Here is a 20960-nt window from a genome sequence, read left to right as displayed (position 1 = left end):
ATCCTTCTAGAGCGTGGATATCAGGCGTCAACCGTTGTCACCTAAGATTAAAAGCACCTTGATACCCAAACCCATTGAGATCATAATTATTCCATGAAAACGCTCAAACTACGCATCAAAGACAAACACGCCAAGCAGCTCAATATCTTAGCTGGTGCGGTCAACTTTGTCTGGAATTACGTCAATGAGCTTAGTTTTAAACATCTTAAGCGCACAGGCAAATTCTTTTCAGCCTATGACTTGGCCACTTACACCAAAGGCGCAGGTGAATACCTAAATCTGCACAGTCAGACCTTACAAGCTATTAGTGAGGTTCACGCTAAATCCCGTAAGCAATTTAAAAAAGCCAAACTCAACTGGCGCACCAATCACCCAAAGGCCAAACGTAGATCATTGGGCTGGATTCCTTTTAAAAAGACCGCCATTAAGCACTTAGCAACCCGTCAATCAGGCAAGAAAAGCCTTAAGTCCACTATCCAACTAAGCCTCGCTAAGGGTAAAAAGCTCACAATAGACCTATGGGACAGCTATAACCTAGCTCTGTACCGCATCAATACTCTGGAGCTAGTGCAAGACAATCGCGGCCACTGGTATGCCTGTATCACCGTTAAGGACTTTCCTAAGGTTAAAGGTGGTGATGGTAAGGTTGGTGTTGATTTAGGGTGTAAGGATGCTGCTACCAGCAGCCAAGGCGACAAGCTAACCATTAAGCAAACCCAGAAATGGGCTAAAAAACTTACCATTGCCCAAAGAGCAAACCATAAAAAGCGCGTAAAAGCCATTCACGCTAAGATAAAAAACACTCGTCAAGACTTAATTCACAAGTTTACCACCAGTCTGATTGAGGACAACGCCTTGATAGTGGTCGGTAAACTTCAATCAAGCTCATTTACTTCAAGCAAACTAGCTAAGTCTGTCTATGACGCAGGATGGTTTGAGATGAAGCGACAACTGGACTATAAATGCAAGTATGCAGGTTGTCACTATATCGAAGTTAATGAAAGTTACACCACCCAGACTTGTTCGTGTTGCGGCTCACGCCAAAACAGTCCGAAAGGTAGAGCAGATCTTGGAATCAGAGAATGGATATGCGAGTGCGGTGTCACTCATGACCGCGATATTAACGCGGCCAAAAACATTCTTGCGGTCGGGCTTGACCGTCTTGTAGAAGGAATCCCCTCCGTTTAGGGAGGGGAGGAAGTCAAAATAATTAAGGGCTAATAAAGCAGTTTAATTAGCAAGCGCATCATGTCGCAAGTTTTCTATGGAGGTCGCCATATCTTCTGCCAAGGCATGCACCGCTATACTATCTACATCACGCTGAGCAAAAGCACGCAAGCCCATCACCTCAGCCTGTACTCGGCGCCCAAGTCGATTTGCGTCAAGATCACTATCGAACTCCCCTATGCGCTGCGCTTCTACAAAACATTCTGTGAAGCGCGCCTCCATGCTAGCGAGTAGTTTTTCCACCTTCTCTAGCGCCACTTGTTCACGTGCCCCAAGCTCAAGCAAGCTTTTGACGAGCATACACGCGCGACTGGGCAGATCTTTATCACGAATACCGCCAAGCTGACGCATAAAAGCGGCCAGTCCCAACAGCGGCGACTGATGATTGGCTAGTATACGTTCAAGCTCAGTGAGTGAAGATTGCGCATAGTAATCCAGTGCTTCTTGGAACAGGCCATCTTTGTTACCAAAAGCGGCATAAATACTGCCCGGGCGCATGTCGAGAGCGTGTTCAATATCTTTTAAGGAAGTAGCGTGAAAGCCCTTTTGCCAAAACAGCGCGATAGCACGTTCTAACGCTTCATGGCGATTATATAAAGTAGTTCGCGACATAATATAGTCCAATCTAAAGAGCGGTGACCTCAAATGATGAGATAAGCACGGCAGCACAATTTGAATGATTACTCAATTTTATCTTGAATGATTGCTCAAGTCCAGTTAAAGTAAGATCAGCTATCGACCTCATATGTCTATGGTAGTTGTCGCTATTATTAGTATAGTCTTTGATTACCATATCTGCCATGACTGAAAACGGAGTTTCTATGTCCTCTATTCCATCGCCCTCGATTATCGTGTTCGACGTTAATGAAACCCTACTCGATATCGAGACGCTGACCCCGTTATTTACTCGCCTATTCGATGATGACAATATGTTAAGAGAATGGTTTGCCCAATTGGTGCTTTATTCACAAACCATGACCTTATCGAGACTTTATGCGCCCTTTGGTGAGCTTGGCGTTGGTGCCTTACAGATGACCGCCGATATTCATAAAGTCTCGCTAACAGATGATGATATCGACGAGCTAAAACAGCGCATGAGTGAGATGCCTGCTCACGCTGATGCCGTGCCTGCATTAACTAAACTATGTGATGCCGGATTCAGGCTAGTGACGTTGACCAATTCAGCGAGTAGCGCCTCCCCGACGCCGCTTGAGAAGGCGGGTTTGAGTACATTTTTTGAGCGCTCTTTTAGCGTTGAGAGCATCGAGAAATTTAAACCTGCACCTGAAACGTATCAGATGGTTGCAAGCGAGCTATCTGTTGAGATGTCAGAGCTGTGCCTTGTCGCTTGTCATCTTTGGGACACAATCGGCGCGCAAGCAGCGGGCGGCCACGGCGCGTTTCTGACTCGGCCTTATAACGCGGTTCTGCCTGCTGCGAGTGTACCAACGCCAGACTTTATGGCTTCAGATCTAGTCACGCTGAGCGATCAGATTATCGACTATCAACAGTAGGAGAGTTTCATACTGATCCCATATTAGCCAAGGCTTATACTCACCTCAATTATGATTAATGAACAATGAACAATGAACAAGCACATATAACAAACTAGTCGATTGAGACTGGTGATATTAAACACTTAAACGGATAAGGATAAACCATGCAATCAGATAACACGAAAAAACTTCGCGCCGGTAGTCAGTTTCCTGACATACAAGTACAAATGCTTGATGGCGAGATGACTTCATTAGGCACACCAAAGAATGGTCACGATTGGAAGTTAGTGGTGGTTTATCGCGGTAAACATTGCCCGATTTGTACCAAATACCTCAATCAATTAGAAAAAATTAAATCCTCATTTGCTGATGCAGGTGTGGATATCCTTGCTATATCAGGCGATAGTAAACCGCAGTTACAGGAGCATTTAGAAGAGCTAGTAGATATCAGTTTCCCGATAGCTTATGGCTTGACCGTTGAGCAGATGAATGAGCTTGGGCTGTACATCTCAGATCCACGCTCAGAAAAAGAGACCGATCATCCCTTTGCCGAGCCTGGCGTATTCGTTATTAATGCTAAAGGCAAGATTCAAATCATTGACCTCTCGAACGCTCCGTTTGCAAGACCTGAGCTTGAAGCGCTTGCTGAAGGTTTATCTTTTATTCGAGAAAATGACTACCCTATCCGCGGTACACACGGTTGAATGTCATTATCCATAAGGGCTAATCGTGTTTGCTAATCCTAAGTCGAGAACACCGCTGATTTGGGATTACCACATCACCATCTTTGCGGCGCCGATTTCCAGCTGCTGTGACACGCTTGACTTTGCCTTTTGTCGGTAGGCGACCCTGTGTGCTACAGAGGTGGACTATAGCCAATTTCATATAGTGGTATGCTTCTACTTATCGCAGATTAATTTTGATTCCCTACAATAACTTATACTAAGTGGCGAGTGACGTATCTAGTTATTAGCCTTAAACACTTGTTACTATCTATTAAAAATCCCCATAAGTATCAGCTTACGGGGATTATTTTGCACTTTATAATTAATGCTGTTCTGCTATGTCGCTGTCTTTTTATACCACTGCTTAGCTAGCGGCTTGTGCTTGCTGGTACTTACGTACATTACTGCCATCTTTACGGGTAATCGTAAATCCAGTAAAGCCAAACATTATCGTCAGCAGCAGCGATAAATAACAGAAGAATGCATAGGGCAGATAATCAAGCACTGGTACTTCGAGCGCTTGGCTGATAAACACCCCGCATACACTCCACGGCACCAATGGATTGATGACCGTACCCGCATCCTCAATGGTACGCGATAGGTTTTTGGGATGTAAGTTCAAGCGCTCAAACGTCGGACGAAAGGCAGTGCCTGATAACAGGATACTGAGGTACTGCTCACCGATGAGCACGTTGATGCTAAGAGCTGCCATAGCGGCGGCAAAAATGGCGCGACCTGAACTGGTCAGCATATCTCTAATACCCAATAATAACGCAGGCAAGATACCCAAAGCGCGCAGCAAACCGCCTAAACTCAATGCCAATATCACAATGGTTTGAGTAAAGAACATACTCTGCATACCGCCACGTGAAATCATACCGCCTACTTCGCCAAGCTCCAAGTTTTCGGCAGGCGCATAGCCACCGAACATATAGCCGCCTAATTGCCCAATGCTCGGCATACTATGTAAATAGGTAATAATTAAAGCGCTAGCAATGGTGTAGATGATAGTATAAATGGCGTTCACTCGGCAAAGCGCCAAAACGACTAATACGATAAATGGTATAACAGAATAACCATGGACTAAGCCGCTATCGACCAGCTGCGACTGCAATAGCGTCACTTGGTCTAAATTACCACTGCCGGCTTGCCCAGAGAAAAACCAAAACAATCCTGCGGTAATAAGCCACGCCGGCACTGTGGTATACATCATATTGCGTATGTGCTCGAATAAATCGATACCCACTACAGAAGATGCTAGTGTGCAAGTATCAGATAACGGCGACATCTTATCGGCAAAGAACGCACCTGAGACGATAGCCCCCGCAGCGATAGCGACATTGGCATCAAAGGCATTACTCATGCCAATAAATGCCACACCGATAGTAGCAGCGGTAGTCAAACTACTGCCCAAGGCAATGCCAATAATCGAGGTTAAGACGAAAGCGGAGATATAATAATACTGCGGCGAGATGAGCTCAAAACCATAATACATAATGGTGGGAATGGCCCCTGACATCATCAGCGCGGCGACTAGTAAACCAATAAAAAATAATAAATAGATCGCGCCGATACCACTGACGACGCCCGATGACATTTGCTCTTGCATTTTCTCAAAGCTTAACCCTTTAAACATACCTAGGGCGAGCAAAACCGCGATAGCAAGCATTAATGACAGGTGCGGCACCCAGCCAAAGCCGATCATGGTGACACCCATAATCGCGATGACGGCGCTGGCAATGATAAAGGCTAATTTAGGGGATAGCTGGGTAAGTACTTGTGGCGGCATAACACATCCTTATGTTGCCTGTTTTTGTTAAAGCTCTAAAATAGAGGCTTAAATGATTAAAAACAAACGGCTAAAAGTCTAATAGTAAATAACAAGGATTAAAGAACAGTAAATATTTTCAAAAAAAAGCGTTTCCAAAAAAATCACTACTAAAACAAAACTAGCGCCTTACTCATCCAGCAAAGCATCAGTCTTTGCCGCCATCACAAAATCGTTCTTGTGCAAACCCTTGATACTATGCGACCACCACGTGACCGTCACCTTGCCCCATTCAACAAGCATACCTGGGTGATGGCCTTCAGTTTCAGCAACCTCAGCCAATTGATTGGCAAACGCCATCGCCTGTGCAAAGTTTTTAAGTTTATATTGACGCTCTAATTGCTGAATACCATCGACATCAATCAATGACCACTCAGGAATTTGCTGTAGCAGCTCTTGAGCTTCTGACTCGCTAACTTTTGGCGCGCCGACACGGCAGACTTCACAGCTGGCTTGGGATAATGCGGACATAATAGTCTCCTTTTTTTAATTTTTCTCTATTGATAATTTTTTTGAGGGTTAATTGTTTTTAAGCCTACTTTATTTAATAGCTATTGATCTTTAGGATTAAAGCCTATAGCTGAATAATCAGCTAGCTACTGCTCAGCATAAGCGGGTGCAAACAGACCCATACTCATGGCTTTTTTTACCGCGCCCATAATATCGCTATTTACGATATCAAATAACGTATCCAAATCATCAATGACATAATAAATAGGCTGGATTTGGTCAATACGGTAAGGGGTACGCAGCACATCGATCAAATCAAACGCTCGGCATTCGGGTTCATCGCTCAATGCGTAGATAGTCTCAGACGGTGAGCTTAAAATGCCGCCCCCATAGATTCTGCGGCTCTCTTTGGTGGCACCCATCAGACCAAACTCTATAGTGAACCAATAAAGACGCGCCAAAAACCAGCGCTCCTCCTTACTGGCATCAAGCCCTAGCTTGCCATAAGTCTCATTAAAGGCGGCAAACGCAGGATGGGTCAGCAATGGGCAATGTCCGACAATTTCGTGGAATATGTCAGGCTCTTCGATATAATCCATGTCCTCGAAGCGGCGGATAAAAGTAGCTACGGGAAAGGACTTATTGGCCAAGAGTTTAAAAAACTTGCCAAAATTAATCAGCGCTGGTACTGCTGCGGTCTGCCAGCCAGTAGTAGCTTGTAGCACTTCATCGATAGCAGAGAGTTGAGGGATATGAGTAGTAGATAGTTGCAGCTTTTCTAAACCATCTAGATAAGCTGAACAAGCACGATTGGGAATTTGTGCGGCTTGCCGTTCAAGTAGCGTGTGCCACATCATATTTTCATCAGCACTATAATGAATATGCCCATGCTCATCTGGATGACGCCATACGTAAGGCTGCTTTGTATCCGCTTGCTGTTTGTGAGTAGAGACATTATGAGTAGAATCATGGCGAGTAGACGCTCTAGCAGTAGGCGCACTATTGGCGCTACCGGTTTGCTGCATCGTACTAGATAATCGGCGTTCCATGCCCATGCTCCTTTTATACTTATCACAAAAAATATTTTTTTAATCACTGTCATTGAACTTTAATCAGTTAGATAACAGCTTAATAAGGACAGAACAGACTCCTTTTGCCCTGCCCGTTTAGCGCCTTTATTATGGTGTTTCAGTTTCTGACTGACCAACCGCACCACGGCGAACTTGATCGCGCTCAATGGATTCAAACAAGGCTTTAAAGTTCCCTTCGCCAAAACCTTCTTCGTAGTCGCCCTTACGCTGGATAAACTCGAAGAACACAGGACTGCCTAAGATAGTTTCAGAGAAAATCTGTAACAGTAGACGCGGCGAGCCACTCTCCGTCGTACCATCCAATAAGATACCCCGCGTTTGTAGCTCAGAAACATTTTCACCATGACCCGGTAAACGCTCATCTAGCATCTTATAATAGGTATCATTAGGGGCAGTCATAAGCGGGATACCAGCGTCTTTTAGCTTATCGATACTGGCAAGCAGATCATCACAGGCTAAAGCAATGTGCTGTATGCCCTCACCATTGAAATGCATCAAATACTCTTCGATTTGACCGCCGCCCTGCTTTGACTCTTCATTTAGTGGAATACGGATTTTGCCGTCCGGTGCGGTCATTGCTTTACTGGTCAGACCTGTGTATTCGCCTTTGATATCGAAATAACGGATTTCGCGGAAGTTAAAGATACGCTCATAAAAGTTTGCCCAATAAGCCATACGGCCACGGTAAACGTTATGGGTTAAATGGTCGATAACTTTAAAACCATGACCGATAGGATTTCTATCGACATCAGCAAAGAACTCAAAATCGACATCATAGATAGACTCGCCATCTTTATAGCGGTCGATAAGATAAATCAATGAACCGCCGATGCCTTTGATAGCAGGCAATCTAAGCTCCATGACGCCAGTTGGGACGTCAACTGGCTGTGCGCCCATTTCGATTGCACGCTCATAAGCTTGTTTGGCATCTTTTACGCGAAAGCCCATGCTGCAAGCACCAGCGCCATGCTCTTCAACGAAATAGCTGGCTTGACTCTTTGGCTCGCGGTTTAAGATGAGATTGATATCACCTTGGCGATAAAGGGCCACGTCTTTTGAGCGGTGGTTGGCAATATGCGTAAAGCCTAGCTGTTTGAACAAGGCTTCAACGGCATCAGGCTGCGGTGAGGCGAATTCAACAAAATCAAATCCGTTTAAGCCCATTGGGTTGTCAAATAAATCTGCCATTGCAATCATCCTTAATTTCAATCGGTGGTTATAAAGCTAAAATTAGCAAAAATAATATAAAAAGATAGTTTCATCAGTACTGCTTATTGACGATGTATTTATAGTAGAGTAGCTTTATTTATAAGACTAATTGTTTTTTATGATTTATTTATCAGGTTTACTTATGAATATTAGCATTCGCCAACTAAACGCCTTTATCAAAGTCGCTGATAACGGCAGCTTTACCCGTGCCAGCGACCAGATGTATTTGACTCAATCTGCGGTCAGTGGCTTGATCAAAGAATTAGAATTGAGTCTCGGTGTGGTATTATTCGATCGCACCACGCGCCAGCTGTCTCTGTCAGTCGTGGGCCATCACTTGCTGCCACAAGCGCGACGTATCTTGAATGAGATGCAACTGTTTGAGAACGAGGCCAGCAGCTTGACAAGCTTGGCGCAAGGCAATGTACGCCTAGCAGTGTCGCAGTTTGCCGCCTCCTCTATGCCAGCGGTGATAGCGCAATTTTCCAAACACTATCCTGACATTAGCGTGTCGCTATTGGATTGCTCAGCTGAAAACCTACTCAAACATATTCAAGGTATTGAAGTGGACTTAGGAGTAGGTACTGAGCTTAAATTTATAGACAATGAGGACGACATCAAAGCCGATTTGTTATATCAGCTACCATTTTGTGTGGTCATGCCAGACGATCATCCCTTAGCAAAAAAAGCGGACATCACTTGGCAGGATCTATTACTTAGTCCGCTTATTACCCTACAAGGGCCTTTTTTGGAGCAAGTTACCGCTGAGCTCGCTGACGATGTAGCAAGCCATGTGCAGCAGGCACGCTATAAAGTCAACTTTATGTCCACCGCACTTGAGATGACCCGTCAAGGCTTTGGCATTACCTTATGTCTGCCCTACATGCCTGAGGTCATTAATTGGGTCAGCGCTAATGGTTTACAAATGCGGCCATTGGCAAAGCCGAGCAAGATGCGACAATTCTTTATTTATCAGCGCTCGTCACGTGCCTTATCGCCTGCAACTATCGCTTTTAAGGAGTTTTTGCAGCGCTATTTTTCTGATCACTTTGACGACTTGCAGCACAGTTCGTAGTGATTGATTTAATGATATACCATGCTCAGCCGTACTAAAAACAGAATAAACAAAGATAGTTTTAGCCAAGCGTCTCGTTAATTTTTTAAGGTAATGAAATCTCATATTGAGTTCATGGTCAATTTGCTCTATGATTTTTGCCGGCTCGATTTATATTTTGCTGTATAAAGAACACAAGGAAGCAACATGTTTGAACGTATCGATTATTATGCTGGCGACCCAATCTTAGGGTTGGTAGAAAAGTTTTTGGCAGATGAAAATCCTAATAAAGTTAATTTAGGTATTGGCATCTATTATGATGAAAATGGCGTCATGCCAGTGCTTGATTGCGTAAAAACGGCAGAAAAGCGTATCGCTGACTCGATTTCTGCGCGTCCGTACTTACCTATGGCAGGCTTGCCGGGGCATCGCAAAGGCTGTCAAGATCTGCTGTTCGGTAAAGATGCCCAAGTTCTGAAAGATGGCTTGGTTGCCACTATTGCCACTATCGGCGGCTCAGGCGCGCTAAAAGTTGGGGCCGAGTTTATCAATCAGTGGTTCCCGCAATCTAAATGCTACGTGAGTGACCCGACGTGGGGCAACCATATTGCTATCTTTGAAGGCTCTGATGTAGAAGTCGGTAAATATCCGTACTACGATACCGCAACTGGTGGCATCAGATTCGATGAGATGATTGCATTTTTTGAAACGTTAAATAAAGACGATGTGATCTTGCTTCATCCGTGCTGCCACAACCCAACGGGGCTAGATTTGACCCGTGAGCAATGGGATACGGTCTTAAATGTCGTTCAAGCACGTGAGCTGATTCCATTTATGGATATCGCTTATCAAGGCTTTGGCGAAGATATGGACAGCGATGCTTATGCTATTCGTAAAGCTGTGGATATGGGTTTGCCGTTATTTGTCAGTAACTCATTCTCCAAAAACTTATCGCTATATGGCGAGCGTGTCGGTGGCCTATCCGTAGTTTGCCCAACAGCAGATGAAGCTGAGCGTGTCTTCGGTCAGCTAAACTCTATGGTACGCCGTATCTACTCAAGCCCACCGTCACATGGTGGTCATGTGGTCGATATCGTTATGAACGATGCAGCGCTGCACGAGCAATGGATCGGTGAAGTCTATGCGATGCGTGACCGTATCAAAGCCATGCGCCTCAAGCTCAAATCAGTGTTAGAAGCCAAAATTCCGCAGCGCAACTTTGACTACATCACCCGTCAAAACGGTATGTTCAGCTTTACTGGTCTGACCCCTGAACAAGTCGAGCGCCTAAAGAGCGAGTATAGTATTTATATGATAGCTAACTCGCGTATGTGTGTCGCTGGTCTTAACACTAGTAATATCGATTACGTCGCCAATGCTATGGCGGACGTGTTAAAGGACTAAGCAAAGTACTAAACAACAACTAAGCCAATAACCATAAGCTTTAGCAAAATATAGATAAATTAAAAAGGTTGAGCCAGTCTCAGCCTTTTTTTGTGCCCTCTTTTTATAGCTGCTTTTGAAGCTGTTTTATGTATAGCATTTATAAAAAGGCTTGCAATCTGCAATTTGATAAATTACATTATACGTAAGTAATTACCTATATCGTAATTTAAAATATATTCAATTCATATCTAGCAAGGAGCACTTTATGTCAACGATTGACAAAAACCTCACCTCTTTTATCGATGTCGCTAAAGATTCTGATTTTTCAATCCATAATTTACCTTATGGTATTTTTAGTGAAACAGCTAATGAGCAACGCCGCGCAGGCGTAGCGATTGGCGAGCAGGTACTAGACTTGTCCATCCTTGAGTCAGAGGGCTTACTCAGCTTAGAGGGTGGTCCGTATTTTGACCAGCCAACGCTCAATGCCTTTATCGACTCTGGTCGTGATAATTGGACGACAGCACGCAAGACCATCCAAACGCTACTGTCTACTGATAACAAAGATTTGAGTGACAACCAAGACTTAATAGACAAGGCTTTGTTTAAGCAAGCAGACGTCACTATGCATCTGCCGGTACAAGTGCCGGGCTTTACCGATTTTTATTCTTCTAAAGAGCATGCTACCAACGTCGGTACTATGTTCCGTGACCCAAGCAACGCCCTACTACCGAACTGGACAGAAATGCCGGTCGGTTATAACGGCCGCGCCAGCACTGTCATTGTCAGTGGTGACGATGTCGTACGTCCATCAGGTCAGCTAAAGCCTAACGCTGATGAGCGCCCTATCTTCTCACCTTGTAAGCGCTTGGATTTTGAGCTTGAGACCGCTTTTGTGGTCGGTCGTGGCAATAATATCGGTCAGCCGATTGCGGTCGATGATGCTATCGAGCATATCTTTGGCATGGTGCTGCTAAATGATTGGTCAGCCCGTGATATTCAAAAATGGGAATACGTACCGCTTGGACCATTCAACGCCAAAACTTTTGCCTCTGAGGTGTCACCTTGGATTGTGACCATGGATGCTCTAGCTCCTTTTAAGACGCCATGCCCTACCCAAGAGCCAAAGCCGCTAGCGTATCTCAACGAAAAAGAGACCAATAACAGCTATGACATCAATCTATCAGTAGAGCTAATGCCTGAAAATAGCGATGAGACAACGGTTGTTTGTGAGACCAACTTTAAATACATGTACTGGTCGATGGCGCAGCAGTTGACTCATCACACCATCACAGGCTGTAAAGTAGAAGTCGGCGATATGATGGGTTCAGGGACGATTTCGGGGCCTACGCCTGACTCTTATGGCTCAATGCTTGAGATTGCATGGAATGCGACCAAACCTGTCAGCCTAAAAGGCGGTGAGACACGTAGCTTTATCGAAGATGGTGACACCGTCATTATGAAAGGCTATAGCGAAAAAGACGGCATTCGCGTGGGCTTTGGTGAAGTACGCGGCAAAGTGTTGCCTGCGCTGAATTTTAATTTTGATAAATAATGCTTATCTGTCGAGCTTTATACAAGCAACGCTTACCTATAAAAAGGTGTGCAAACAATACAATTAAGCTATCAATAGCCATTGATTTATATTCATAACTATTGATAGCTCATTGATAGGTATACATTGCATCACCTTATCAAAAGGAGTTTGATATGAGTTTTCAAATTGAAAAGATCCATCACGTGGCCTATCGCTGCAAAGATGCTAAAGAAACCGTCGAATGGTACCAAAAGCACTTAAACATGAATTTTATTTTAGCCTTTGCCGAAGATCATGTGCCCTCAACAAAAGCCTTTGACCCTTACATGCATGTATTTTTAGATGCAGGTAATGGCAACGTACTAGCATTTTTTGAAGTGCCTAATCAGCCTGAGATGGGCTTTGATCCTAATACCCCGAACTGGGTTCAACATTTGGCGCTGAAAGTGAAAGACCGCGATACTTTGATAGCGGCCAAGAAGCAATTAGAAGATGGCGGAGTTGATGTTATAGGGGTGACCAACCACGGCATTTTCCATTCTATTTATTTCTTCGATCCCAATGGTCATCGTCTAGAGCTGACTTATGATGACCCGACCTCAGAAGACAAAGTGTCTATGATTACCGAAGATATTAAACAAGACATGCTTGATGAGTGGTCACGTACCAAGCGTGCTCCCGCCCATACACAGTTCTTACACGCTGAGGAATTGGCAGAAGCAAGAGAGGTCGCGCCTGCCGGTGAATAAGGCTGCACTGATACTCACTTAGATAAGTCAGTAGCTGTTTATAAAGATTCATTGTTCATAAGATAAAGCAGTCGCTACGCAATTTGATAGCGCTGTGCGATGGCCATGATCTGCTCAACCACGTTATGCTTGGCGCTCATCGGTAGCTGCTCTGTAGTGCCAATAACGGTAATCGCATACTCTAACGGGGGATGTTCAGTAAACGAGCGACTATTGGTAGATTTATCGGTACTGTCCATATTATTCGTACGATCAGGCGCTGGTAAGAGTACAGGAATGGTAATAGCATTGATACCCATCAGCATATCACCTGTTACTGTTGCATACCCTTGCTGGCGAATTTGAGCTTGTAATTGCGTAAAATGCTGCCATTTTTTTGCTATTAGCGCGGCATCACTCGTTTGCCATTCGGCGATGACCAGCGATTTGATGATAGCGTCAGGCTGATAGCTGGCAAACAGCTGACCTGTAGCCGATGTTGTCAGCGGCATACGTGAGCCAATACGCGTGATGATACTGATGGGACTATCAGGTTCGACAGACTGAATGATAATAGGGCCTTCATTGAACCATTTAGCGATTTGTACCGCGCAATTTGTCATTTTTTGAATATCATTGGCAATATAAGTGAGCCGCTCTAAGATATTGTTAGAATTAAGCCCTGTATGTCCCATTGCGCTTAGAGCTGCCAATGAACTGACTCTATCGCCAAGACCATAGCGGCCATCATCGAGCTTACGCGCGTAGTCTGTGCGGATCAGGCTGACCAAATAACGATGGCACTTAGCAGGATGCATCTGTATCGCTTGCGCGATGTCCTTTAGCATCATAGGCTCGTTATAATCGATAAGCACATCTAATATCGATAGCCCCACTTCTAGTGATTGGACGCCGTTTTGGGTTTTATTTGCGCTCATAGGCTTATCTACAGGGTTTTTAGCTGCTGGCATGTTTGGCTCGATTGCATTTTTAAAAGTTTGAAAGTAGCGGTGGTAGAGGTGATTATAACCATATCACCTGCCTTATATACAACATAACATAATAAAAGGATTTTATAATGATGACACTTTATGGCTATTTTCGTAGTAGTACCGCGTATCGCACGCGTATAGCGCTAAACTTAAAAGGCTTAGATTATGATAATGTGTCGGTCAATCTAGCGAAGGATAAGCAGTTGGAGGCTGATTTTAAAGCGCTGAATCCACAAGGGTTAGTGCCTGTGCTGCAAACCGACGATTTACTCTTGTATCAAAGCCCTGCTATCTTGGAGTGGTTAGAAGAAGTCTATCCTACGCCTGCGTTGCTGCCTAAAGACGCCGCTGGGCGCATGCAGGTACGCGCTATCAGTGCTATGATCGGCTGTGATATGCACCCGATCAATAATCGGCGCATACTGCAATATCTACGTAATGAGCTATCAGTGGAAGAAGAGGACGTTATGGCGTGGTGTAATCGCTGGATGAGCGATGGTTTTGCCGCACTAGAGAAGCGCTTAGCCGCGGATGAGGCGCGTGGGGATTTCTGCCATGGCGATAGTCCTACTTTGGCAGACTGTTACCTGATTCCGCAGGTTTCTTCGGCTCGTCGTTTCAAAGTCGATCTAAATGCTTATCCTAATATTGTTGCTGTTGACACGCATTGTCGTACGCTAAAAGCCTTTGGTAACGCTGATCCTATGATGCAGCCTGATGCCCCTCAGTAACCATATAGGCTGCGTGACAATATAGAGACTATATAGTCATAGACAAAATATAGACGGCGTGACAAAAACATATTGGCGCTTGTATCGGCTGTATTATTATTCGTTACTAGCAGCCACCCGTACATGCGCCGCTGGGAAGATAGCACTAAAGGTTGAGCCCTGCCCTTCTACCGACTCAATTTGCAAAGTAGTATCATATTGATAAAGCACATGCTTTACAATCGCTAGTCCCAATCCAGTCCCACCTGTGGCTCGACTACGACCGCTATCGACTCGATAAAAGCGCTCGGTCAAACGGGCCACATGGTTTGGGGCAATACCAATCCCATTATCAGCAACCGCAAACCGGCAACCTCCTGACGTCTTGCACCAACTGATGACGATATCACCTTGTTTTGGTGTATATTTAATGGCATTGATAACTAAATTAGACAAAGCACTGTTTAAATACATCTCTGAACCATAGAGGCCATCGTAGGTGTCTATCTGCAAGTGCAGCGTATGGTCATACTCCTGATTATACGCCTGCGCATCATCATAAACCTGAGTGAGCAGCTTAGTCATATCGATATAATGCAGCTCATGGGTCTCTTCGATCTCAATCCGAGACAATAACAACAAATCGTTGACCACTCTATTCATGCGCGCAGTCTGCTGCGTCATCAGCTCAAAACCGCGTCGCCACTGCGCTGGTATATCAGGCTGATCAGAAAAATTCTCCAAATATCCCATCAGCACGGTTAACGGCGTTCGTAGCTCATGAGAAACATTGGCCACAAAGTCGCGGCGCATTTGCTCTAGGTGTTGTAAGCGGGTCACATCATAAATAATCAGCAACTTCTCATCGCCAAAAGGCGTGAGTTCACATTTGAGATAACGGTTAGGGTCACGCCACGATGCTATATTCACCCCATCATCAGATGTCTCTGTACTCTGATAATACTGGCGAAACTCAGGAACATCGATAAAATCAAAGATACTTTTGCCATGATCCGCTGACTGTAATAATAATAAATCTTCGGCGACCTGATTCCACCACTCCAAACCATCATCGTCATTTAACAAGATGACCGCATCTCGCAGGGCACGTAAGGCACTTCTGATTTTTTTAAGCTGATCGGTGGAATTTTGCAGGGCGAGCTGATTTTGGTTTTCTTGCTGTTCGTTATTCTTTGGTGCGTTATCCTGTGATGCGTTTTCTCTAAGCATTATGATACATACTCCTTATCTTTATTGAGCCAAACTAGAAAAACGATAACCGGTACCGCGAACCGTTTGAATCAAGGTACTACAATCATGAGGCTGGAGTAATTTGCGTAAACGCCGAATGTGCACATCAATCGTGCGATCCTCGATATAGACATTGCCGCCCCACACCTGATCGAGCAGTTGGGTGCGCGTATAAGCACGCTCCGGATGACTCATAAAAAATGCCAGCAGTCGATACTCTGTTGGACCAAGCTCGATAAGTGTATCGTTTGCACTCACCCGTTGGCTTTTAGGATCGAGACTCAGCTTGCCGATTTCAATTGGCTTATCGCCACTAAGCGCACGACTACGACGTAACACGGCTTTGATTCTTGAGATTAATTCACGCGTAGAGAAAGGTTTGGTCATATAGTCATCAGCGCCCGCATCAAGTCCATGCACCTTACTATCCTCTTCACTTTTGGCGGTCAGCATAATCACGGGTATCTCAGCCAACAGCTCATTGCTTTTGAGCATGCGGCAAAAATCAATACCGCTCTTATCACCCGGTAACATCCAATCTAGCAAAATAAGCGCCGGTCTGTGATCCACAACTTGTTGATGCGCCTCTGCAACATCAGTCGCTTCTAAACTCTCAAAGCCCGCCATCTCTAGCGTCATCACCACCATCTCACGAATTGCAGGTTCATCTTCGACAATCAAAATCTGCTCATTGCGCATGCCATCGCCTCATTATTGAAAGACAAAGTTAAAAAACGTAGAAATAATTAAAACAATAACTATCTGGCCATTAAACCGCCTAATTATGACAGTTTGATGACATTTACCCTCAAACCGTTGCTGACAAAAAACTCATCTCACATCATAACGACTTTTACTCTAGATATCAGCCGCTATTAGCCGTAGCTCTGCCCTTTATCACACCTCTATTTTAATTAAATGACTTTTCCAAAAAAATATCTTATTTCATCAAACTGTCATATTTGCTCGGCACAATGGGTTCATCGACCACCAAGCGTCTTTGTAGCAAAATATTTTTAGTAAAGCAGTATAAATAAAGCACCATTTATAAAAAACCGAAATCAATCTTATTATTTGTAAACGCCCAATACTTAAATCTGATTACCTTTTAGGAGAAATAATGCGTTATTCATTCATAGCTTTAGCAGTCGCAAGTACCTTGACCTTAGCTGCTTGTAACCAAACTCCCGATAACAATGAAAGCAATGAGCCAACTCCTTCGGCGCAATCAACCACCACTGCTACCGACAATTCTAATACTAAATCAGCTGAAAACGTGTCGATGAATATCACCGGTGCGGGTGCTTCTTTTCCGCAGCCTATCTATGCTAAATGGTCAGATGCCTATCATAAAGCAACAGGCGGTCAAGTGAACTATCAATCGATTGGTTCATCAGGTGGTATCAAACAAATCATCGCAAAAACCGTTGATTTTGGCGCATCCGATGCGCCGATGACGCCAAGCGAGTTAAACGAAGCGGGTCTGATTCAATTTCCGACCGTTATCGGCGGCGTGGTTCCTGTCGTCAATATCGATGGCATTGAGCCAGGTGAGTTAAAACTCGATGGAAAAATGCTCGCTGACATCTATCTTGGCAAAATCAACAACTGGAATGACCCTGCCATTGCAGCCATGAATCCCGATTTAAGCCTTCCTGACGCAGCTATTACGACAGTGTTCCGTTCAGACGGTTCGGGTACGACATTTAACTTTACAGATTATCTAGCCAAAGTTTCAAACGACTGGAAGGATAGCGTTGGCGTTGATAAAACGGTGAAATGGCCTACCTCAGCCACTGGTGCAGGCGGTAAAGGCAACGAGGGCGTCTCAAGCTATGTAACGCGTATGAATAACTCCATCGGCTACGTTGAATACGCCTATGCGAAGCAAAATGGCATGTCACACGTTGCCCTAAAAAATGCCGCTGGCAACGTTGTACAGCCTTCTGCGCAGACATTCGCCGCCGCTGGCGACATCGATTGGTCAAAGCAAGAAGGCTTTTATAAAGTCATCACCAACTCTGAGACCGAACAAGCATGGCCTATCGCTGCTGCTACCTTTATCTTAGTTCACAAACAGCCGCAAGATGCCAAACAAGTGGCAGGTGTTCTTAACTTTTTCGATTGGGCTTATGCTCAGGGCGATGATGATGCAATGAGCATTGATTACGTACCTTTTTCAGATACGGCCGTGGCTTTATTTAAAGCGAAATGGAACGAGGTGGTAGACGGCGAAGGTAAGCCTGTTTATACCGCAACTCAAAGCAATTAATACTACCCCTCATCAAGCAAGCTTATTAGATTATTGAGGCTTTTATGGCAGATCTAAAATCGCAACTGACAAAACAAAAACGCTTTGACGCAGTATTTGTCAACGCCACCAAAGCATTTGCAATTTTGGTGCTGTTGTCGCTTGGCGGCATCCTGCTGTCATTGATAATCGGTGCGTGGCCAAGTATCACTGAGTTTGGCTTGGGATTTTATACCAGCAACAATTGGGATACGGTTAACGATCAATACGGTGCGCTTGCCCCCATTTACGGAACGGTAGTCACTTCGCTCATCGCTCTCTGTATTGCCGTGCCAGTCAGCTTTGGGATTGCCATCTTTTTAACGGAACTTTGCCCCAATTTTTTGAAAAAGCCATTGGGTATTGCCATCGAGCTGCTGGCAGGTATCCCTTCCATCATCTACGGTATGTGGGGGTTGTTTGTTTTTGCGCCGTTTTTTGGTGATCACGTTCAGCCTTGGTTTATTGAAAATATTGGCCCCCTACCTATTATTGGTCAGGTTTTTACCGGAGCGCCGATGGGACTGGGACTATTTACCGCCTCGTTAATACTGGCAATTATGATTATTCCCTTTATCGCCGCTACTATGCGCGATGTTTTTTCTGTGGTGCCAGACCTGCTAAAAGAATCGGCGTACGGCATGGGTGCCACCACTTGGGAGGTAATGTTCAAAATTATCTTGCCTTATACCAAAACAGGTGTGGTTGGTGGCGTGATTTTGGGACTTGGTCGGGCGCTTGGCGAGACGATGGCTGTTACTTTCTTGATTGGTAATGCTTTTAATATCAGCCCCAGTCTATTCACCTCTGGAGTGACCATTACTTCAGCGCTAGCCAATGAGTTTGCTGAAGCGTCCAGTGAGTTGCACTTAGCGTCACTACTGCATTTAGGATTAATACTGTTTGTGATTACCTTTATCGTTTTATCAATATCTAAGCTCATGCTGATGCGTATTGACCAAAAAGCAGGCAATTGATACCGCTAATAATTTCAATATAACAAAGATACAGCAGCAATTATTTGACCTAAGAAGGACAAACACTTCATGACTTTCGCACCAGTCACCACGCAAACTACGCAGCCAAGCCAGCCTTCTGTACGCTTTGAAGATCGCTATAACAAGCGTCTTTATAACAAGCGCCGTTTTATCAATAGATTGGGGCTTGGTTTTGCCTTATCAGCGCTTATATTTGGCCTATTTTGGCTAGTTTGGATTTTATTTACGCTGTTTGTGGAAGGCTTGCAAGGGTTAATAGAGATGCCTGTCTTTAGCGCAGATACCCCGCCTCCAATGGCCGAAGGTGGTCTACGCAACGCCATTATTGGCTCAGCGCTATTGGCGGTGTCAGGATTAGCGATTGGCGCACCAGTGGGCATGATGGCTGGCATTTATTTAGCAGAGTTTTCAAATGGCAGTATGCTCGGTAAGGTTACTCGATTCTTAAATGATATTTTATTGTCCGCGCCATCTATCGTGATTGGTCTGTTTGTTTATGCGCTGATGGTTAAAGGACAGAGCTTTTCAGGTTGGGCCGGTGCGTTGGCACTAGCGCTAATTGTCATTCCTATTGTCGTGCGTACGACGGAAAACATGCTAAACCTAGTGCCCAATACTTTGCGCGAAGCGGCTTATGCACTGGGCACACCAAAATGGAAGCTGGTCAGTACCGTGACGCTTAAAGCCGCCAAAGCAGGTCTGACCACCGGTGTGCTGCTCGCTTTCGCGCGTATTACTGGTGAGACCGCGCCCTTGCTATTTACCGCGCTGAACAACCAATACTTCAGTACCGATATGAGTGGGCCAATGGCCAATTTACCCAATACGATTTATCAATTTGCCATGAGCCCTTATGACAATTGGCATGCATTAGCTTGGGCGGCGGCGCTGCTCATTACTGCGACGGTCTTGCTATTAAATATTGCCGCGCGCTTTATCGGCGGGCAAGACCATAGCAGATAGCTTAAGGCTAACCAGCTACAAGGCTAAGAGTAGAAACCATACCTGCATTTAATAAGCTTTCAAATTAATAAAGTTTTAAAAGAAGAGGATACTATTATGACTGATGTATTAGAAAGAAGAGCAACTAAACCGTTAACACATACAAGCCGCAAACGTTGTTTACTAGATGACGCTATGTTTGATAATAATCAGGATATTCAACCAGACATCGCCCATCTTATCAAACAAACTATGACAGATATGCCTGACAACATGCCGCCTGCCAAGATGACTATTAGCGATTTGGATTTTTATTATGGCGATTTTCAAGCGTTAAAAAATATCAATATTGATATTGCAGAAAAAAAGGTCACCGCTTTTATCGGCCCATCAGGCTGCGGAAAGTCAACGCTGCTACGTACCTTTAACCGTATGTACGACTTGTATCCGAGTATGCATGCTGAAGGTCAAATCACCCTCGATGGTCAAAACATTTTGGCAAAAGATACCGATGTTAATTTGCTGCGGGCACAAGTCGGCATGGTCTTTCAAAAGCCTACACCCTTCCCGATGTCCATTTATGACAACGTCGCATTTGGCGTTCGCCTCTATGAAAAGCTCAGCAAAGCAGAGCTAAATGAGCGTGTCGAGTGGGCGCTTAAAAAAGCGGCGTTATGGCCTGAGGTGAAGGACAAGCTTAAAGCATCAGGCTTGTCATTATCTGGCGGACAGCAGCAGCGACTTTGTATCGCCCGCGCAGTAGCAACGAAGCCTGAGGTTTTGCTATTAGATGAGCCAACATCAGCGCTTGACCCGCTCTCTACTGGTGCGATTGAAGATTTGATTAGCGATTTAAAAAACGACTATACCATTGCTATCGTAACGCACAATATGCAGCAGGCCGCGCGCGTCTCCGACTACACTGCTTATATGTATTTAGGCGACATGATAGAGATGGGTGATACCCATCAAATGTTTACCAATCCAGCACAAAAAGCGACTGAAGATTATATTACCGGTCGTTATGGCTAAGTGGCTGTTGCTTT

The 20960-nt window shown here is 44.7% G+C and carries 20 protein-coding genes; 12 read left to right on the top strand and 8 right to left on the bottom strand.

The window, feature by feature from the left end:
• The first annotated feature begins 93 nt into the window (after positions 1-93).
• A complete protein-coding gene (locus ACTXGJ_RS05445; protein WP_439244293.1) occupies positions 94-1188 on the top strand; it encodes an RNA-guided endonuclease InsQ/TnpB family protein in 1095 nt (364 codons plus the stop codon).
• 42 nt (positions 1189-1230) lie between these two features.
• Here ACTXGJ_RS05445 and ACTXGJ_RS05440 read toward each other — a convergent pair whose 3' ends face one another.
• Entirely contained in the window at positions 1231-1839 is a 609-nt protein-coding gene (locus tag ACTXGJ_RS05440) for a TetR/AcrR family transcriptional regulator (protein ID WP_439244295.1), read from the bottom strand.
• Positions 1840-2048: 209 nt separating this feature from the next.
• On the opposite strand from ACTXGJ_RS05440, the gene ACTXGJ_RS05435 reads away from it, so the two are divergent.
• Together ACTXGJ_RS05435 and ACTXGJ_RS05430 are read left to right on the top strand one after the other, a co-directional pair.
• Positions 2049-2741 carry a haloacid dehalogenase type II gene (locus tag ACTXGJ_RS05435; protein ID WP_439244297.1) on the top strand — a complete coding sequence of 231 codons (693 nt, stop codon included), beginning with the start codon at positions 2049-2051 and terminating at the stop codon, positions 2739-2741.
• Positions 2742-2887: 146 nt separating this feature from the next.
• Positions 2888-3427 (top strand): peroxiredoxin-like family protein, encoded by a 540-nt coding sequence (locus ACTXGJ_RS05430; RefSeq protein WP_439244300.1) that lies wholly within the window; start codon positions 2888-2890, stop codon positions 3425-3427.
• A gap of 385 nt (positions 3428-3812) precedes the next feature.
• Here the strand turns inward: ACTXGJ_RS05430 and ACTXGJ_RS05425 are convergent, their stop codons facing one another.
• The 4 genes from ACTXGJ_RS05425 to hppD all read right to left on the bottom strand — a co-directional run bounded on the left by ACTXGJ_RS05425 (position 3813) and on the right by hppD (position 8005).
• A complete protein-coding gene (locus ACTXGJ_RS05425; protein ID WP_439244302.1) occupies positions 3813-5237 on the bottom strand; it encodes a Na+/H+ antiporter NhaC family protein in 1425 nt (474 codons plus the stop codon).
• A gap of 168 nt (positions 5238-5405) precedes the next feature.
• Entirely contained in the window at positions 5406-5747 is a 342-nt protein-coding gene (locus ACTXGJ_RS05420; protein ID WP_439244304.1) for a 4a-hydroxytetrahydrobiopterin dehydratase, read from the bottom strand.
• A 125-nt stretch (positions 5748-5872) separates the two neighbouring features.
• The gene (gene phhA / locus ACTXGJ_RS05415) at positions 5873-6775 is read right to left on the bottom strand and encodes a phenylalanine 4-monooxygenase (RefSeq protein ID WP_439244306.1); all 903 of its coding nucleotides are present in this window, start codon (positions 6773-6775) and stop codon (positions 5873-5875) included.
• Positions 6776-6904: 129 nt separating this feature from the next.
• Positions 6905-8005 (bottom strand): 4-hydroxyphenylpyruvate dioxygenase, encoded by a 1101-nt coding sequence (gene hppD, locus ACTXGJ_RS05410; RefSeq protein WP_439244308.1) that lies wholly within the window; start codon positions 8003-8005, stop codon positions 6905-6907.
• 163 nt (positions 8006-8168) lie between these two features.
• Here hppD and ACTXGJ_RS05405 point away from each other — a divergent pair, with 163 nt between their 5' ends.
• The 4 genes from ACTXGJ_RS05405 (at position 8169) to ACTXGJ_RS05390 (ending at position 12752) form a co-directional block, all read left to right on the top strand.
• Positions 8169-9101: a LysR family transcriptional regulator gene (locus tag ACTXGJ_RS05405; protein ID WP_439244310.1), complete on the top strand. Its 933-nt coding sequence runs from the start codon at positions 8169-8171 to the stop codon at positions 9099-9101.
• A gap of 186 nt (positions 9102-9287) precedes the next feature.
• Positions 9288-10484 carry an amino acid aminotransferase gene (locus tag ACTXGJ_RS05400; protein WP_439244312.1) on the top strand — a complete coding sequence of 399 codons (1197 nt, stop codon included), beginning with the start codon at positions 9288-9290 and terminating at the stop codon, positions 10482-10484.
• 247 nt (positions 10485-10731) lie between these two features.
• Complete coding sequence (gene fahA, locus ACTXGJ_RS05395) at positions 10732-12021, top strand: fumarylacetoacetase (RefSeq protein WP_439244314.1); 1290 nt, start codon at positions 10732-10734, stop codon at positions 12019-12021.
• A 155-nt stretch (positions 12022-12176) separates the two neighbouring features.
• Positions 12177-12752, top strand: a complete 576-nt coding sequence (locus ACTXGJ_RS05390; RefSeq protein WP_439244316.1) for a VOC family protein — start codon at positions 12177-12179, stop codon at positions 12750-12752.
• Between the two features lie 74 nt (positions 12753-12826).
• Here the strand turns inward: ACTXGJ_RS05390 and ACTXGJ_RS05385 are convergent, their stop codons facing one another.
• Positions 12827-13702 carry an IclR family transcriptional regulator gene (locus tag ACTXGJ_RS05385; protein ID WP_439244319.1) on the bottom strand — a complete coding sequence of 292 codons (876 nt, stop codon included), beginning with the start codon at positions 13700-13702 and terminating at the stop codon, positions 12827-12829.
• 110 nt (positions 13703-13812) lie between these two features.
• On the opposite strand from ACTXGJ_RS05385, the gene maiA reads away from it, so the two are divergent.
• Positions 13813-14454, top strand: a complete 642-nt coding sequence (maiA, locus tag ACTXGJ_RS05380) for a maleylacetoacetate isomerase (protein WP_439244376.1) — start codon at positions 13813-13815, stop codon at positions 14452-14454.
• A 96-nt stretch (positions 14455-14550) separates the two neighbouring features.
• On the opposite strand, the gene phoR is transcribed toward maiA, so the two are convergent.
• Both phoR and phoB read right to left on the bottom strand, forming a co-directional pair.
• Positions 14551-15663, bottom strand: coding sequence for a phosphate regulon sensor histidine kinase PhoR (gene phoR, locus ACTXGJ_RS05375; protein ID WP_439244321.1), 1113 nt, complete (start codon positions 15661-15663; stop codon positions 14551-14553).
• A gap of 21 nt (positions 15664-15684) precedes the next feature.
• The gene (gene phoB / locus ACTXGJ_RS05370; RefSeq protein WP_439244323.1) at positions 15685-16383 is read right to left on the bottom strand and encodes a phosphate regulon transcriptional regulator PhoB; all 699 of its coding nucleotides are present in this window, start codon (positions 16381-16383) and stop codon (positions 15685-15687) included.
• A gap of 421 nt (positions 16384-16804) precedes the next feature.
• Between phoB and pstS the strand changes: the two genes are divergently transcribed.
• The 4 genes from pstS (at position 16805) to pstB (ending at position 20946) form a co-directional block, all read left to right on the top strand.
• Positions 16805-17956, top strand: coding sequence for a phosphate ABC transporter substrate-binding protein PstS (pstS, locus tag ACTXGJ_RS05365; protein ID WP_443565302.1), 1152 nt, complete (start codon positions 16805-16807; stop codon positions 17954-17956).
• A gap of 44 nt (positions 17957-18000) precedes the next feature.
• On the top strand, positions 18001-18951 hold the full coding sequence (pstC, locus tag ACTXGJ_RS05360) for a phosphate ABC transporter permease subunit PstC (RefSeq protein WP_439244327.1): 951 nt from the start codon (positions 18001-18003) through the stop codon (positions 18949-18951).
• A gap of 69 nt (positions 18952-19020) precedes the next feature.
• Positions 19021-19935, top strand: a complete 915-nt coding sequence (pstA, locus tag ACTXGJ_RS05355; protein WP_439244329.1) for a phosphate ABC transporter permease PstA — start codon at positions 19021-19023, stop codon at positions 19933-19935.
• Positions 19936-20166: 231 nt separating this feature from the next.
• Entirely contained in the window at positions 20167-20946 is a 780-nt protein-coding gene (gene pstB / locus ACTXGJ_RS05350; RefSeq protein WP_439244377.1) for a phosphate ABC transporter ATP-binding protein PstB, read from the top strand.
• The last annotated feature ends 14 nt before the right edge of the window (positions 20947-20960 follow it).

Source organism: Psychrobacter sp. 1Y11 (genome assembly GCF_052259045.1).
GTDB lineage: Bacteria > Pseudomonadota > Gammaproteobacteria > Pseudomonadales > Moraxellaceae > Psychrobacter.
The sequence above is the reverse complement of the archived record's forward strand: the minus strand, read 5'-3'. Positions and strand labels throughout refer to the sequence as shown.